The following is a 15,441-nucleotide window of genomic DNA, read 5'->3' as shown; positions in this document are numbered from 1 at the left end:
AAGCGATCAACACCCACTGCACGCACAATCACCAGAACCATTGAGAATGTGTTGATCGGAACACCTGGATTCCGCGATCGGGTCACACGACACCCCACGGAGTCGGACCGCCACCCGCGTCGCACCGGACACCGGGCGCCGGAGCAGGCCTGACGCGGAAACGACAGGGGGCCGTTCCAGATCGGTAGTTGCCGCCATGTCCCCGCCCGGCGCACGCTGCGGTAATACAGACATCACCGGGGGTCGTACGAGAGGACCAGATGCCTGACCGCGACAGCCTGCAGTTCGCCATCCTCGGCCCGTTGGAGATCACTGCCGGGGGAGCACCCATCGTGCTCGGCGGCACCCAGCGCAAGGTGCTGATGGCCGCGTTGCTGCTGGAAGCCGGTCAGGTGGTGCCCGGTCACCGGCTGCTGGAGGTGATCTGGGGGGACCCACCGCCGGAGAAGGCGCTGGCCACATTGCGCACCCATGTCAGCGAGCTGCGGCGGCGGCTGGAGACCGGTTCCGAGGTGCTGTTGCGCAAGGGGACCGGGTACGTCCTTGACGTGCGCCCGGAGCAGATCGACTCCGAGCAGGCCCGTCGGCTGCTGGAACAGGGCCGGCGCGCGGTGGATGACGGTGACCCGGTGAGCGCGATCGCCCCGTTGCAGGAGGCCCAGGCCCTCTGGCGGGGACCGCCGCTGGTCGACCTGATCGACTACCCGTTCACCCGGGCCTACGTGGACGCCCTCGACGAACTCCAGCTCGACATCGCCAAGACCCGGATCGCCGCCGATCTCTCTCTGGGTCGTCATCGCGAGGTCATCGGGGATCTGCGCGTGCTGGTGACACGGCACCCCCACGACGACGGGCTGCGCCGAGAGCTGGTTCTCGCCTTCTACCGGGACGGTCGGATCGAGGACGCGGCCCGGGCCTGCCGGGAGGGCCTGGAGGCGCTGCACGACCTGGGGCTGGACTCCGCGATGTTGCAGCAGCTGCAGGAGGACGTGCTGCGCGGCGCGTCCAGCCTGGCCTGGACCCCGCCCCGCTCGCTCGACCGGCGGGTCTCCGTGGCGCCCACGAGCCAGGGGGGGTACCAGCTGCCCCCGGACATCCGCGAATACACCGGGCGCGACACGATCCAGGCCCAGGTGCACGCCATGCTGACCGATCCGGTCGGGCTGTCACGGGGAACCGTGGTGGCGGCGTTCGCGGGTAAGGCCGGCGCCGGCAAGACCGCCCTGGCCGTGCACATCRCGCATCGCGTCCGCACGGGGTTCACCGACACGCTGTACGTGGACCTGCGGGGCAACAGCACCCCGCTGGCCCCGGCCCGGGTGCTGTCCCGGTTCGTCCAGACGCTCGGGGTCAGCCGCTCCGCGGTACCGGCCGACCCCGACGATCTCGGCGAGATGTACCGGGAGCTGCTCGCGACCCGCAAGGTCCTGATCATCCTCGACAACGCGGGGGGCGAGGCACAGATCCGGCCGCTGCTGCCGACCAGCCCGGGCTGCGCGGTCATCATCACGAGTCGGTCGCGGCTGCACGGTCTGAGCGCCCCGTACTGGATGGTGGACGTCCTGCTGCCCAGTGACGCGGTGGAGCTGCTGGCCAAGATGGTCAGCACGCAGCGGGTCGACACCGAGCCCGAGGCCGCGCGTGACATCGTCGGCCTGTGCGGCTACCTACCGCTGGCGATCCAGATCGCCGGGCGCAAGCTGGCCGCCCATCCGCACTGGAAACTGGCCCGCCTGGCCGGGCGGCTCGCCAACGAACGCGACCGGCTGTCCTGGCTGGAGGCCGGCGACCTGGAGATCCGGGCCAGCTTCTCGCTGAGCTACGAGGGCCGGCCGCCGGACGAGCAGCGCGCCTTCCGGCTGCTGTCGCTGCCCGCGATGAGCGATTTCGCGCCATGGGCCGCGGCGGCGGTCCTCGACCTCGACCTCGACGAAGCCGAGGACGTCGTCGACCGGCTCGCCGACGCCCAGCTACTCGAACGACGTGGCGCCGACCGGACGGGAACCGAGCGCTACCGCTTTCACGACCTGCTCCGGGTGTTCGCCCGGGAGCGCGAGACCGGGGTCGGCACCCCGCTCGGCCACCCCGCGGCCCCGGGTCGGATCCCCGAGGCCGGCGGGGACAACCGTCACACCGGCAACGGGCACACCGGCAACGGGCACACCGGCAACGGGCACCACGACGCTGCCGGGGCCCCCTCCGCCGGGGCCCCCTCCACCGAGGCCCCCTCCACCGAGGCCCCCTCCACCGTGTCCGGAGAACACCGGGCGGCCTTGGGGCGGCTGCTGTACGCCTATCTGGCGATGCTGCGGGAGGCGGTCGACACCTTCAGCCCCGGCGGGGTGCGCACCCTCACCCCCGCCGCCGAGGACGCGGCGGCGCTCACGACGGGGGCCGTGTTTCGGTTTGAACAGGCAGGCGTCGCCGACCTGGTCGGTCGGCCGCTGGTCTGGTTCGGCGGGGAACGGGGAAACCTCCTGAGCCTGATCGACCAGGCCCACGCGGCCGGTCTCGACGAGCCGACCTGGCTRCTCGCCACCGAGGCCGCCGAGTTCTACGCCTTCGCGGCGCACTGGGGCGACTGGGAGCAGAGCCACGTCCTGGGGCTGGCCGCGGCCCGCCGGGGCGGGCACCGCCTCGCCGAGGCGACGCTGCTGACCAACCTCGCCGAGCGCGACATCACGCTGGCCTTCGAGGACGCCTTCTGGCGACTGGACGCGGACGGCACGGACCCCGACGGTCAACCGGCGGTCGAGGTCTACCGGGCTACGGTCGACCACCTGGCGCTGGCCACGGAACGCCTCACCCGCGCCCGGAAGATCTTCGTCGACTTCGGCGACGAGCTGGGTGAGGCCCGGACGCTGCGCGGGCTGGCCGACGCCTGCCGCGGTCGGGGGGAGTTCTCCGCGGCCCTGGTCCACTTCGAGGCCGGCCTGGAGATGATGCGCCGGGGCGGCGCCCGCAAGGCCGAGGCGGAGACCCTGGTGAACGTCGCCATGGTCCACGGCGACCGGGACGAGCTCACCGACGGCATCAACTGCCTGACGATGAGCCTGTCGATCGCCCGCGAACTCGGCAACCGCCCGCTGGAGGCGCTGGCCCTGCGCCGGTTGGGCGATCTCCACCGTTTCCAGTACCGGTTGGACCGGGCTCTGGCAAGCTACAACGAGAGCCTGCCGCTGCTCGCCGAGCTACCCGACACCCGCTGGGAGCCACGCGTGCTCATCCGCCGGGGTGACATCCTCGCCCAGATGGACGACCATCCGGCGGCGCGGCGATCCTGGCAGCAGGGCATCACGCTGCTACGTCAGCAGGGCTCCCCCGAGCTGCCGGCCGCCGAGGAACGGCTGAGCGCACCGGTCACGGCCGAGCCCACCCAGTTCACCAGCGGGCGGCTGCTCAGCACGTTCGACCCGGCGTACTTCATCGCCCGGATCGCATCGTCCCGGCGCAGCGTCCGGTTACTCAACACCTGGACGGATCTGGCGACCCCCGAGCACCGGACCGCCTTCGCCGACGCGGTGCTCGCGGCGGTCGACGCCGGAGCGATCATTCAGGTGCTCCTACTCGACCCGGACTCCCCGGCCGTGGYCGGACGAGCCGCCGACCTCCTGCACAGCGTCGACGTACCGGGCATGATCCGCTCGAACCTGCTGGTCCTCGAGGCACTGCGGGATCGGCTCGCTCCCGTCCTGCGCTCCCGGCTCGCGGTGCGTCTCTACACCGAACAGCCCCTGACGACGTATCACCGCTGGGACACCGGGGCGCTGGTCTCGACGTTCCCCGTCGGGTACTCCTCGGCCGCCGCGACCCAGCACGAGGCGGCCGTCTCCTCCACCCTGGTCCAGTTCGTCGAACAGCACTTCGAGCGGCTCTGGAGTCTGGAAKGGAGCACCGCCTTGGACGACTATCTGCGGGTGCCGCTGCGCGTCTCCCCGTCGGACGCGGGCCATCTCGAGGTACAGGCCGAGTTCGTGCGCCTCGACGGGGCGGTGTACGTCTCCTCCCCCGACCTCGTCGCGCTGCTGGGCCGCGGCGGTCCGGACGGCCTGCTCGCGGAGGTGGCGGGCGACGGTCGGCATGTACTGGCTGGAACCGGACGGTGCCGGATGGTACCCCTGCGCGACAACGACGGCGCCGGGGCCGTGGCCACGGCCTTCGCCGACAAGTACGGGGCCGCCCGGGACAGCTTGCTGCGCCTGTCATCGGTGCGGCGATGAGCACGCTTGTCACCGTCGACTTCTGGCGGGTGCCCCGGCGACGGATCGGTTACGCCCTGGCGCGGATGGCCGCCGACCGTACCGCCCTGCGGCACACACCGGGACYGACCTTCGCAAAACTGCTGGGCACCGGTTCGGCGAGCAGTTTCACCCTGCGCGACGCCGATCCGTGCCAGTGGGCGATGGTCGCCGTCTGGTCCTCCCCGTCGGCGGCCCGTTCCTTCGAACGATCCGCGCCGGTGCGGGCATGGTCGTCGCTGGCCGAAGAACGCTGGCGGATCGACCTTCACCCGCTGTCGTCACGTGGGCGGTGGTCACGGCAGGAGCCCTTCGGCGACCCGGCGGCGTCGAACGTTCCGCCTCCCGCGAGCGCCCCCGCGGCGGTCGCGGTGATCACCCGGGCCCGCATCGCCCTGCGGCACACCCTCGCCTTCCGCCAAGCGGTGCCGGCGGTGGCGGTCGACCTCGCCGAGGCCGAGGGTCTGATCTTCGCGGCTGGCATCGGGGAGGCGCCGATCGGCTTACAGGGAACGTTCAGCCTCTGGCAGGACGCGGCGTCGCTGCGCAGGTTCGCTTACGGCCGCCCCGCGCACAGCGAGGTCGTCCGGCGCACACCGATGGTCGGCTGGTACAGCGAGGAACTGTTCGCGCGGTTCGCGGTGCTCGGCTCGCGGGGGACGCTGGGCGGGCGGGATCCTCTCCTGCAGGTCAGCCCCGGGCCGACGTTGACGCCGCGTTGAAGATCCGGCCACGGCCCCCCGCCGTATCCGGGCGGGGACACGGCCTGCTTTGACACCCCGTTGAACGGCACCCGCCACCGTGGAGGGGCCGCCCGTACCTTCCCACGCCCCGCACCTTCCCACGAACCGGGTGAAGCAAGCCGCATGTCGATACCCCGCGAGCAGGCGCCCTGGACGCAGCCCCCCCGCCGTCGGGTTCTGATCGCGACACCGGTGAGCGAACGGGTCGCGCGGCTCGTCACTCGGCACGACGCCGCCCGGCTACGCCCGGAGCTGGCCACCCGGCCGACGGGCCTGGCCGACGCCCTGGTCGAACTGCGGCCGCACACCCTCGTCGTCGGGGTGAACGCGGTGGATGGACCGGCACTCGAACGGTGGGCCACCGCGGTCCGCACGGACCCGGCGGAGGCCGGCCGGGACCGACCCCTGCTGCTGGTCCGCCGGGGCACCTCCCTCGCTGCCGTCGACCTGGCCGCCGCGGCCCKCCACCGGATCGAGGTGCGCAACACCCCCGAGGTCAACGCCCGGCACGTCGCCCGGTTCATCGTCGACCGGCTGTTCGACCCGCTCGGCCACGCACCCGGCGCCGAGTCGGCCGGGGCCGCCACGCGCACCGATCGGCCGGGCGTGCTCGGCCTCGTCGGCGCCGGAAACATCAACAGCCGGGTCGCCCGGGAGGGCGTCGCACGCGGCTGGCACCTGGCCGTGCACGCTCCCTCACTCGCGGCGAGGCCGGCGACGGTCGCGCTCTGGGCGGCGAAGCACCGACTGCCGGTAGACCGGATCCACGTCGCCCGCACCGTCGAGGACGTCCTCGACGCCGCCGATCTGATCAGCATCGCCGCGCCCCTCGTGCACGACGGGCCCCGGATATCCGCGGGCATGATCGACATGCGGCACGTCAAGTCGTTCACCGGCCGCCGACTCGTGTCGGTCAGCGAACCGCACGTCTTCACCGACCGGGCGCTGGTCGACGCCTACGACCGCCGCGACCTGGAGGTCGTGATCGACAACGCCCCCCGGTTCCTCGGCCCGGTCCGCGAGCTGCTCGCGGGGCGGATCGCCGAGGACGGCGGGGAGCCGCGGCGCGGATTCACTCTCTGCTCCGTGGCGATGCACAGTCCCGCCTGCAGCAACGATCTCGATCAGGCGTTCCTCGCGGTGGTCGGACGGGCCGACCTGGACGACCTCACCGGGAACGACCTCACCGGGAACGACCTCACCGGGAACGGCCCGAAGGACGATCGTCATGACCTGGCCGATCGCCGGGGCGATCGGCGGGGCACCGGCCGCCGGGCCGTCGAGGACCCGGCCTCTGACGGTTCCGCCGTCGACAAGCACGACGTGGTGGTCGTCGGCGGCGGGATCGTCGGACTCACGATCGCGCTCGTGCTGCGGCTGCGGGGCCACCCCGTCCGGGTCCTCGACGCCGCGCCTGCCGACCGGGCAGACCCTGCCGCCCAGGGCACGACGTTCGCGGGGACGAACGGTCGGCACCTGTCGGCGACCGAGACCCTGCCGCAGGCGGACGCGAGCCGCGCGGGTGTCCTCGATCGCGATCCGACGCACGGCGGCTGGCGGCTACGGGACCCGGAGTCGCTGTCGGAGCCGGAGAGGGCCTGGGCCGGCGCCTTCGAGCAGTGCGCCGACCGTCCCGGGCTGCACGCGGTGGCCCGGGACCTGGTGATCGCCCTGAACCGGCTGGGGTTGCGCGGGTGGGAGCATCTTTTCGCGCTCGCCGACGGCGGGGACGGGCTCGCTGCCGGGTGCGGGTTGCGCTGGGACGCCCGCATCCCGCGGATCTATCTCGGTCCGGACGACCTCGCCGCGGGCGAGCGGCTGCAGCGGTCCGCGGGGGGGCGGGTCGTTCGGTTGTCCCGGGCGGACCTGGTTCGCGACTGGCCCGCGCTGGGCCGCTCGGTCCCGCTGCCCGACGGCGTCCGGGAGGTGACCGCAGCGGTCGAGGTGGACGGCTACGCGGTCAACATCCACGATCTGGCCACGGTACTCATCGACCGGCTGCGGGCCGCGGGCGTCGAGGTGCGCGCCGGCACCCGGGTGGAACGCATCGAGACCGACATCGAGACCGACATCGAGACCGACATCGAGACCGACATCGACGGGAACCTCGACGGGAACCCCGACGGCAACGGGAACGAGGCCGGGCACGAAATCGGGAACGGAGCCGGCAGCGGGGTCCGGCTGCATCTCGCGGACGGCTCGACCCTGCGCACCGGCTGGGCCGTGGTGACCGTGGCCGGCCGCGACCTGCAGCGGCTGCTGGGCGCCGCCTGGCCCGGCGCCGGTGCCGTCGCGCATCTGCTCGGCCTCTCGCTGACCCTGCCGAACCCGGGTCTGCGACGGCCGGTGAAGGTCCACGCCGGAGATCCCCTAGGTGTGATCAATGTGACGCTGTCCGCCGATGGTGCCAGGATCCATGTCAGCGGCGGATTCGGGTATCTGGGCACCGCCGTGCGGGCGGCCGCGGACAGCGGCGTCGCCCGTCTGCGCGCGGTTTTCGAGCAGGCGGTCGCCGGCCTGTTCCCGACGCTGCGCCGGCCTGACGGCAGCGTGGAGATGCTCGACGTCCGCGTCTGCGAGCGCCCGGCGACCCCGGACGGCCTCCCCCTTGTCGAGGCCGTGGCAGACCACGGCGGCCGGGTGATCGTGGCGGCAGGGACGAACGCGGGTGGCACCGTGCAGGCCCCGGCGGTGGCCATGCTGGTGGCCGACCTCCTCGCCGGCACGCCGCGCTGCGCCACGCTCGCCATGGCCGGTGATCGGGCCGGTCTCCCACCCATCCGGAGTTAGCACCCTCCACATCAGTGGAATGACGTTACGTAGCAGTAATTCCCATCGCCGAGCGGTGCCGGCGGGCGGCGAGTTATCGTCGAGCGACGTGATGGTGCGCCCCAGCCTCCTGGCTCGCCGGACCCGACTCGTGGGGCCAGGTCGGCGATCCGGGCGCGGACAGGAGGCGACGCCGGTGACCGACGTGGACGTGRGGGTGGTCCGCTGGTCCCCGAGCCGGATGCGCACCCGGCTCGACGATGTCATCGCGGTCTACAAGGCCGCTTTCCTCGATCACCACGAGCCTGACCCGCAGCGGGCCGCCCGGGACCGGGCCGCCCATGCGCGCCGGCACTTCGAGCGGCGGGACCTTCGTGCCGTGGCGGCCGTCACACCCGACGACGAACTCATCGGGATCACCTACGCCCTGCCCGGCCGGGTCGGCCAGTGGTGGCACGACGTCGTCGCCGGCGCGCTCCCGCCGGACTCGGCCGCGTACTGGCTCGACGACTGTCTCGAGATCGTGGAGCTGCACGTCCTGCCCGCCTACCAGGGCCGGGCGATCGGGCGCACCATACTGCGGGAGCTGCTGCGCGGGGCCCCGCAACGCACGGCCGCGCTGTCCGCCCTCGAACCCCCGGGCAGTCCGGCGCGCCGGTTGTACGATCATGAGGGATTCGTTCCATTGTTGTCCGACTTMCAGTTCCCCGGGACCCTCACCCCCTACGCCGTGCTCGGCAAGGAGCTCCGCGGACGCTCCCCCGCCCGTCCCGACGCTGCCTCCGCCCAAGGAGCCGACCGGCACGCACCGGTACGATGACCGCCGACGCGCTCTTCACCGGATCGGCGCGGCCGGCGCGGCCCACCGCGGTGCCGTGGATCTTCGCGGCGGCCACCGTGGCGGTGCAGCTCCCCTGTCCGTTGGTCACCGGATCCGCCGGGGCGGCGCTCGCCATCGCCTCGATCGTGCTGTTCTTCGCCTCCTCGGTGAGCCACGCCCTGCTCACCCGTGGCCGAGCGTGGACCGCCGGGTTTCTCGCCGTGACCGTCGGCGGCGGGCTGCTCGTGGAGACCGTGGGCGTGCACACCGGCTGGCCCTTCGGCCGCTACGTCTACGGCTCCGCCCTGGGCACCCGCCTGTACGGCGTCCCGGTCGTGGTGCCGATGGCCTGGGCGATGGCGACCTACCCGGCGTATGTCCTGGCCCGTCGCCACCACCGCGGCCGGGCGCGCACCGTCGTGCTGGCCGCGCTCGTCCTCGCGGCCTGGGATCTTTTCATCGACCCGCAGATGGTCGCCGCGGGGTACTGGCGGTGGCTCGGCGGCGGCCCGACGCTCAACGGAATCCCACTCACCAACACCGCCGGCTGGGTGGCCGTCGCGATCGCCATGACCGCGGCGTTGACGGCGCTTCCGGACCAGGCCGGGAGCACGGCTCGCGACGAGCGCGCCCCGCTCGCCCTTCTCCTGTGGGCCTACGTCTCCTCGACGCTGGCGAACCTCACCTTCTTCGACCGTCCCGGTGTGGCCGCGGCCGGCGGGATCGCGATGGGGGCTGCGCTCGTCGCGGCGGCCCGGGCCGGACCCCGGGACCGTGCCCGGGCCGGGGACCGCCCGGTCCCGGCGGGCTCCCCACCACGATGACGGCGCCGTGGCGGACAGGGCACGGGACGAGGCACCGGACGGTACCGAGATCCCCGGCCCGGTGGCTTGCCGGGCGATGCTGGTCGGGTGCGGTACGGTCCGCCGCGGTGGCGTCCACCGCCATCGCCGTGCACACGGCGGTGAACGCGCGGCTGCTACGCGTCCCACCGCCGGCCCGGCCGGTACGCGAACGGGTGACGGTCGTGCTACCCGTCCGCGACGAGGCCAGGAGCCTGCCGCGGTGCCTGTCGGCCCTGCTCGGCTCACGGTGGGTGCCCGACCTCGAGATCCTCGTCTACGACGACGGTTCCACCGACGGCACCGGGGAGATCCTCGCGCGGTGGGCGGCGAGGGACAACCGGATCGTCGCGCTGCGCGGTGCGGAGCCGCCCGCCGGCTGGCTCGGCAAACCGCACGCCTGCGCCCGGGCCGCGGCGGCGGCCACGGGCACGGTCCTCGTCTTCGTCGACGCCGACGTCACGGTGGCCCCCGACGGCGTCGCGCGGACCGTTCTCCTCCTGCGGGACGCCGGCCTCGACCTCGTCTCGCCCTACCCGCGTCAGGAGGCGGCCGGTGTCGCCGAAAGGCTGATCCAACCCCTGCTCCAGTGGTCGTGGCTGGCGCTGCTGCCGCTGCGGCTGGCCGAACGCTCCGCCCGGCCGTCGCTTTCGGCGGCGGGCGGACAGCTGCTGGCCGTGGACGTGGCGGCCTACCGCCGGGCCGGCGGCCACGAGGGTGTCCGGGACCAGGTCATCGAGGATGTCGCCCTGCTGCGCAGGCTCAAGCGTGCCGGCGGGCGGGGAGTGGTCGTGGACGGCACCGATCTCGCGGTCAACCGGATGTACTCCGGATGGTCACAGCTGCGGGACGGCTACGCGAAGTCGCTGGCCGTCGCCGGTGGAAGCACGCTCGGCAGCGTCGGGCAGATCGGCATGCTGGCCTGGCTGTTCGTCGTGCCGGCGGTGGCGGCACTGGGTGGCTCGGGCCCGGGCGCGGTCGGGTACCTCGCCGGGGTCGCCGGCCGGGTGCTCGCCGCCCGCCGCACGGGCGGCCGGAGCTGGCCCGACGCCGCCGCTCATCCGGCTTCCGTGAGCCTGTTGGGCTACCTGACTGCGGTGTCGTGGTGGCGTCGTCGGCGGGGTACCGCCCGATGGAAGGGACGACCGGTTACCCGCTGCCCCTGACCACTGGTCCGCACCCCGCACCCCGCACCCCGCCAGGAGCTTCCCTTGCCCCTCCGGCGGCTTCCTTCTTCTTCCCGAGGCTTCGATGCCCGTTTCCTTCCTCGTGGATAACCGGGAAGGAGCAGCTCGTACAGTCGTCGCATGGCCCGTGTTGTGGTGATCGGCGCCGGTGTGGGCGGGCTGGCGGCCGCGGCCCGGCTCGCCGCCACCGGGCATGACGTGACGGTCTGCGAGCAGTCGTCGCGGACCGGAGGCAAGCTCGGCTGGTACGARCGCGATGGGTTCGGCTTCGACACCGGTCCGTCCCTGCTGACCATGCCCGGCGTGTTCGAGGACCTGTTCACCGCGACCGGCGGGCCGTTGCGCGGCGAGGTGGAGCTGCGTCGGCTGGACCCGATCGCGTCCTACCGGTTCGCCGACGGCACGACGCTCGCCGCACATGCCGACGACGACGCGTTCGTGGCCGAACTGGACGATCGGATCGCCCCCGGGTCGGGCGAGGACTGGCGGCGGCTCGCCGACCGGGCCTGCCGGGTCTTCGACGCCGCCGAAGGACCGTTCCTGTCCAGTCCCGTGTCGGCGACCGGGCTGGTTCGGCTCGCCTGGTCCGCACCCGGTGACATCGCCGCGATCGCGCCCGGCCGGAGCCTGCGCCGGCTGGGCCTGCGCTACCTGCGTGATCCCCGGCTGCGGATGATCCTGGACCGCTATGCCACCTACTCCGGGTCCGATCCCCGGCACGCCCCCGCCGCTCTGGTGTCGGTGGTCCACGCGGAACGGCGCTTCGGGGGCTGGTACGTCGCGGGCGGCCTGCGCCGCCTCGGGGATGCGCTCACCCGCCGCGCCGAGGAACGCGGCGTCCGGATCCTGCTCGACGCGCCGGTGCTGGCGGTGACCCGGACCCCCGGCGGCCGGGTCGACGGGGTCCGTCTCGCCGACGGTATCCGGCTGCCCGCGGACGTCGTCGTCGCGAACGCCGACGCGGCGGCGCTCTACGGCCGGCTGGTGAACGATCGGGTCGGCCGCCGGCGGCTGCGGCGGACTGTACCGTCGATGTCCGGCTTCGTGCTGCTGCTGGCCCTGACGGGTCGCACGCCCGGGCTGGGGCATCACACGGTCACCTTCCCAGCCGACTACGATGCCGAGTTCGATGCCGTCTTCGCGGGCCGGCTGGCGGCCGATCCCACTATCTATCTTGCCGCGCCCGCCGACCCGGCCTGCGCGCCGCCGGGCTGCGAGGCGTGGTTCATCCTGGTGAACGCGCCCCCGCATCGCGGCGCGGGCGGCCACAACGGCGCAGGCACCCTGGACTGGGACCGTCCCGGGCTCACCGACGGCTACGCCCGGCGCATCCTCGACGTGCTCGCCRCCCGCGGGTTCGACGTCCGCTCCCGGTTGCGCTGGTACGAGACCATCACCCCGGCGGATCTGGAACGGCGCACCGGGACGGTGGGCGGATCCATCTACGGTGGATCCTCGAACGGCGTGCGGGCGGCCTTCCTGCGGCCTCCGAACGCATCCCGGGTACCCGGCCTGTTCCTCGTCGGTGGGTCAACCCATCCCGGCGGCGGGCTGCCGCTCGTCGTGCTCTCCGCCGGCATCGTCGCCGGTCTCATCGGCCCGGCCTGACCCGGCGGTCAGGGCCGCGTGGACCGTGGCCGTGAGCTGAARGAGGCCGATGGCGCAGACCGCCAGCGTCGCGGTCGTCGCGATACTCGCGGCKAGGTTCGCGAGGCCGGGCACCAGACCCGCTCCGAACGAGCCAACCGCGGCGATGATGATCCGGGTCGGCCGCTCCCCGACGGTCACCACACCGATCTCGTCGAAGCCGGCGTTGCCGGCCCGGGCCCGGGTGTACTCCAGCAGTCCCAGCATGCTGCCTGCCGCGATCACGAGGCCGCCGGGTGCGCCGAGACACCACAGGGCCAGCAGGTAGGCCAGGTCACCGCAGCGGTCCACGACGGAGTCCAGGACATATCCCCAGGCGCTCGCGCGTCGGGTGAGAATCGCCACCRCTCCGTCGAGGTTGTCGGCCAGGCCACTGAGCACGATCACCAGAGCCCCCAGCAGTGGCCACCGGCCACCGGCCACGGCCGGGGGAATCGCGAGGGCGGTGAGCACGGCCCCCCCGGCGGTCACCGCCGACGGGCGCACCCGGCGGGCGGCGAGCGGCCTGGCCAGCCAGTAGACCACCGTCAACCAGGCACGAACGAGCCATAGCCCGCGCGCCAGGTCGTAGCCGCCGTGCAGGGCCGACCATTGGGCAAGGTAGGTGTCCCGACCGGGTAGCGGGGTGCTCACGTCGTCCATCGTGCCCGTCGTCCATCCCGTTCCGCCATCCCGTTCCGCCCGGTACGGCCAGCGCCCCGCCCGGTACGCCGCCATCCGTCCGGTACGCCGTCTCGCGCTGGGACATGCTGGGACATAGAGTCTCGTCGTCCCCTACCGCGAGCCGTAGCGGCACCCTGCGTCCGGCCGGCGACCAAAACCGAAGGCGTCGATCGGTCACCGGACCGGCCCGAGGTGGGGAGACGCGGTGTCGGAGGAACAGCGGTGTCACGAGAGAACAGCGGTGCCACCCAGACGTGGCGGGAGTGACGTGTCCGAACAGGTAGGCGGCGTAGTGGAGACCCTTGAGGACCTCGACCCGCGGGCGGTCTTCTCCGCCCATCGCGACCAGGTGATCCTTGCGGTACGGATCACCCCGATCTTCAACACCCTTGATCTCAGCCTGGTGACGGCGGTGGTGGACGCCGCCAACCAGGCCGGGTTCGCGCTGGTCCGGGAGCATTCGCTCCGCGACGAATGGCTGCTGTGCGTCTTCGATGCCTACGACGAGCACGACTGAGTGCCGGCCCGGCGGCATGAGCGCGGACGGGTCAGGCGAGCGGCCCACCCGTCATGCGCCACCGGGACACCCCGCGGATCGGCCACCCCGCGGACCGCGGCCGGCTATCGGACCGCCTGGTAGATCTCTCGGGTGGCGCTGGAGCGGTTGAGGGTGATGAAGTGCAGGCCCGGTGCACCGCCGTCCAGCAGGCGACGGGACAACTCGGTCGCCACCTCGACCCCGATCGCCCGCACGGCCGCCGGGTCGTCGGCGACGGCCTGCAACCGGGAGGCCAGCGCCGGCGGGAAGGCCGCGCCGGACAGCTGCGCCATCCGGACGATCTGCGCGACGTTCGTCACCGGCATGATCCCAGGAATGATCGGCTTGTCGCAGCCCAGCCGGCGGACCCGGTCGACGAGACGGAAATAGTCGTCAGCGCCGAAGAAGAACTGGGTGATGGCGTAGTCCGCGCCGGCGTCGAACTTGCCCACCAGGTAGCGCGCGTCGCTGTCGAAGTCGACCGATCGTGGGTGCTTGTCGGGGAAGGCTGCCACGCCGACGCAGAAGCCGCCGACCGACCTCACCAGGCGCACGAGTTCGTCCGCGTGCCGCAGGCCCGCGGGATGGGCGGTCCAGGTGCCCTGCGGATCCCCTGGCGGGTCGCCGCGCAGGGCCAGGACGTTGCGCACCCCGACGCCGGCGTAGTTGCCGATGACCCGGCGCAGCTCGGCGACGGAGTGGTTGACCGCGGTGAGATGGGCGATCGGCGTGAGGGTGGTGTCGGTGGCGATCCGCTCGGTCACCCGGATCGTGCCCTCGCGCGTCGACCCGCCCGCCCCGTACGTCACCGAGACGAACGAGGGATGCAGCGCCTCGATCTGGCGCAGGGCCGTCCACAACTGCCGCTCGCCGTCCGGCGTCTTCGGCGGAAAGAACTCGAAGGAAAAGGACGCACGACCGGTGGCGAGGTACTCGCCCATCGTCGTGGGTTGCGTGCTCAGACTCCGGACCGCCGCCATGGCACGAGGGTAGACCGAGCGTGGCCACGATCGAAGACGGACCCCCGATCGGAAACACGACCGATCAGGCCCCGACAGCGGGCAGCAACATTTCCCCGGCGTGATCCCATGAATCCCCAGCGTGATCACGCGAGAGTCATGATMCGTCGATTCCACCAACGTGGGTGAGCAACCCGGCTGAAACGGGCTCGTTGGGCGGGACCAGCTGGGACAACCCAGATGGACGGTAGATGGACAAGAGACGTCAGATAGACAAGGGTCCCAGCGGCGCGGCGAGACCGACCCGTACCCGCCCGGACACGCTGCGCGCCACCACCTGGCACGCCGCGTGCGCCGACGGGGTCAGCTCCACGTCGGCCGCCCCGGGATCGGCGGTCTCCACCTCCACCCCGTACTCGCCGTCGGGCAGCATGACGGTGACCATGCCTGTCTCGCTCTGCGCCCGCACGCCGTCCGGCGGTTCGCTGAAGTGCAGGTTGACGTCGCCGTCCCGGCTGCGCGCGGCGACCGGACCGCGCGTGAGCTCCCGCCCGGCGATGGTGCCATCGCGGGTGACCAGGGACAGTTCACCGCCTACCCCCCACAGCGTGATTTCGCCGGCGAGCRCCTCGGCCCGCACCCGGACCCGTGGCGGCACGGTCAGCCTGACCCGCACGTCGCTGGCCCGGCCGTCGATCCRCAGCGTGCTCCCGGCCCTCGTGAGCACGGGTACGGACCGACCGGGACGACGCCGCACGGTCAGCGCGACGTGCACGTCCTCGCGGTCCCGCCCGGAGATCTCGACGCGGCCGGCGGCCACCAGAACCTCCACGGCGTCGATACCGTCGACAGTGTGAGTCAGCTCCGCKGGTGGCAGCCGCAACAGGGTCAATCCGCCCAGTGCGGCGGCGACCAGCAGAACGGCGACCACGACGACGGCGGTGTCGAACACGGGCACACCGCACGGTACCCCGGGCGCCGGCCAATCCCCGGCCACACCACGGTGCCGGACCACACCAYGGTGCCRGACCACAC

At 72.8% G+C, this 15,441-nt stretch carries 11 protein-coding genes; 8 read left to right on the top strand and 3 right to left on the bottom strand.

Annotation, left to right across the window (positions count from 1 at the left end; genetic code table 11):
* Positions 1 to 260: 260 nt before the first annotated feature.
* The 7 genes from CcI156_RS02805 (at position 261) to CcI156_RS02775 (ending at position 12,207) form a co-directional block, all read left to right on the top strand.
* Entirely contained in the window at positions 261 to 4,220 is a 3,960-nt protein-coding gene (locus CcI156_RS02805) for a BTAD domain-containing putative transcriptional regulator (protein ID WP_076804213.1), read from the top strand.
* Entirely contained in the window at positions 4,217 to 4,960 is a 744-nt protein-coding gene (locus tag CcI156_RS02800) for a spheroidene monooxygenase (RefSeq protein WP_076804212.1), read from the top strand. Before CcI156_RS02805 ends, CcI156_RS02800 begins: the two co-directional genes overlap by 4 nt.
* A gap of 144 nt (positions 4,961 to 5,104) precedes the next feature.
* Positions 5,105 to 7,771, top strand: a complete 2,667-nt coding sequence (locus CcI156_RS02795; protein ID WP_076804211.1) for an FAD-dependent oxidoreductase — start codon at positions 5,105 to 5,107, stop codon at positions 7,769 to 7,771.
* Between the two features lie 220 nt (positions 7,772 to 7,991).
* Complete coding sequence (locus CcI156_RS02790; RefSeq protein ID WP_076804268.1) at positions 7,992 to 8,570, top strand: N-acetyltransferase; 579 nt, start codon at positions 7,992 to 7,994, stop codon at positions 8,568 to 8,570.
* On the top strand, positions 8,567 to 9,394 hold the full coding sequence (gene cruF / locus CcI156_RS02785; protein ID WP_011435836.1) for a bisanhydrobacterioruberin hydratase CruF: 828 nt from the start codon (positions 8,567 to 8,569) through the stop codon (positions 9,392 to 9,394). Before CcI156_RS02790 ends, cruF begins: the two co-directional genes overlap by 4 nt.
* Complete coding sequence (locus CcI156_RS02780) at positions 9,391 to 10,578, top strand: glycosyltransferase family 2 protein (protein WP_011435835.1); 1,188 nt, start codon at positions 9,391 to 9,393, stop codon at positions 10,576 to 10,578. The genes cruF and CcI156_RS02780 overlap by 4 nt, the downstream gene beginning before the upstream one ends.
* A 141-nt stretch (positions 10,579 to 10,719) precedes the next feature.
* On the top strand, positions 10,720 to 12,207 hold the full coding sequence (locus CcI156_RS02775; RefSeq protein ID WP_076804210.1) for an NAD(P)/FAD-dependent oxidoreductase: 1,488 nt from the start codon (positions 10,720 to 10,722) through the stop codon (positions 12,205 to 12,207).
* On the opposite strand, the gene CcI156_RS02770 is transcribed toward CcI156_RS02775, so the two are convergent.
* Positions 12,130 to 12,888, bottom strand: coding sequence for a CDP-alcohol phosphatidyltransferase family protein (locus CcI156_RS02770; RefSeq protein WP_076804269.1), 759 nt, complete (start codon positions 12,886 to 12,888; stop codon positions 12,130 to 12,132). The genes CcI156_RS02775 and CcI156_RS02770 overlap by 78 nt on opposite strands.
* A gap of 289 nt (positions 12,889 to 13,177) precedes the next feature.
* Between CcI156_RS02770 and CcI156_RS02765 the strand changes: the two genes are divergently transcribed.
* Complete coding sequence (locus tag CcI156_RS02765; RefSeq protein WP_011435832.1) at positions 13,178 to 13,426, top strand: hypothetical protein; 249 nt, start codon at positions 13,178 to 13,180, stop codon at positions 13,424 to 13,426.
* Between the two features lie 104 nt (positions 13,427 to 13,530).
* On the opposite strand, the gene metF is transcribed toward CcI156_RS02765, so the two are convergent.
* Positions 13,531 to 14,427 (bottom strand): methylenetetrahydrofolate reductase [NAD(P)H], encoded by an 897-nt coding sequence (metF, locus tag CcI156_RS02760; RefSeq protein ID WP_011435831.1) that lies wholly within the window; start codon positions 14,425 to 14,427, stop codon positions 13,531 to 13,533.
* Between the two features lie 244 nt (positions 14,428 to 14,671).
* Positions 14,672 to 15,358 (bottom strand): hypothetical protein, encoded by a 687-nt coding sequence (locus CcI156_RS02755; RefSeq protein ID WP_175637532.1) that lies wholly within the window; start codon positions 15,356 to 15,358, stop codon positions 14,672 to 14,674.
* Between the last annotated feature and the right edge of the window lie 83 nt (positions 15,359 to 15,441).

The organism is Frankia sp. CcI156, assembly GCF_001983015.1.
Taxonomy (GTDB): domain Bacteria; phylum Actinomycetota; class Actinomycetes; order Frankiales; family Frankiaceae; genus Frankia; species Frankia casuarinae.
Note: the sequence above shows the minus strand (reverse complement) of the source record. Positions and strands in the feature narration are given on the sequence as shown.

What these genes read in the sequence shown, in the direction of transcription:
- cruF (WP_011435836.1), top strand. Translation starts at nt 8,567, where the DNA reads ATGACCGCCGACGCGCTCTTCACCGGATCGGCGCGGCCGGCGCGGCCC.
- CcI156_RS02780 (WP_011435835.1), top strand. Translation starts at nt 9,391, where the DNA reads ATGACGGCGCCGTGGCGGACAGGGCACGGGACGAGGCACCGGACGGTA.
- metF (WP_011435831.1), bottom strand. Translation starts at nt 14,427, where the DNA reads ATGGCGGCGGTCCGGAGTCTGAGCACGCAACCCACGACGATGGGCGAG.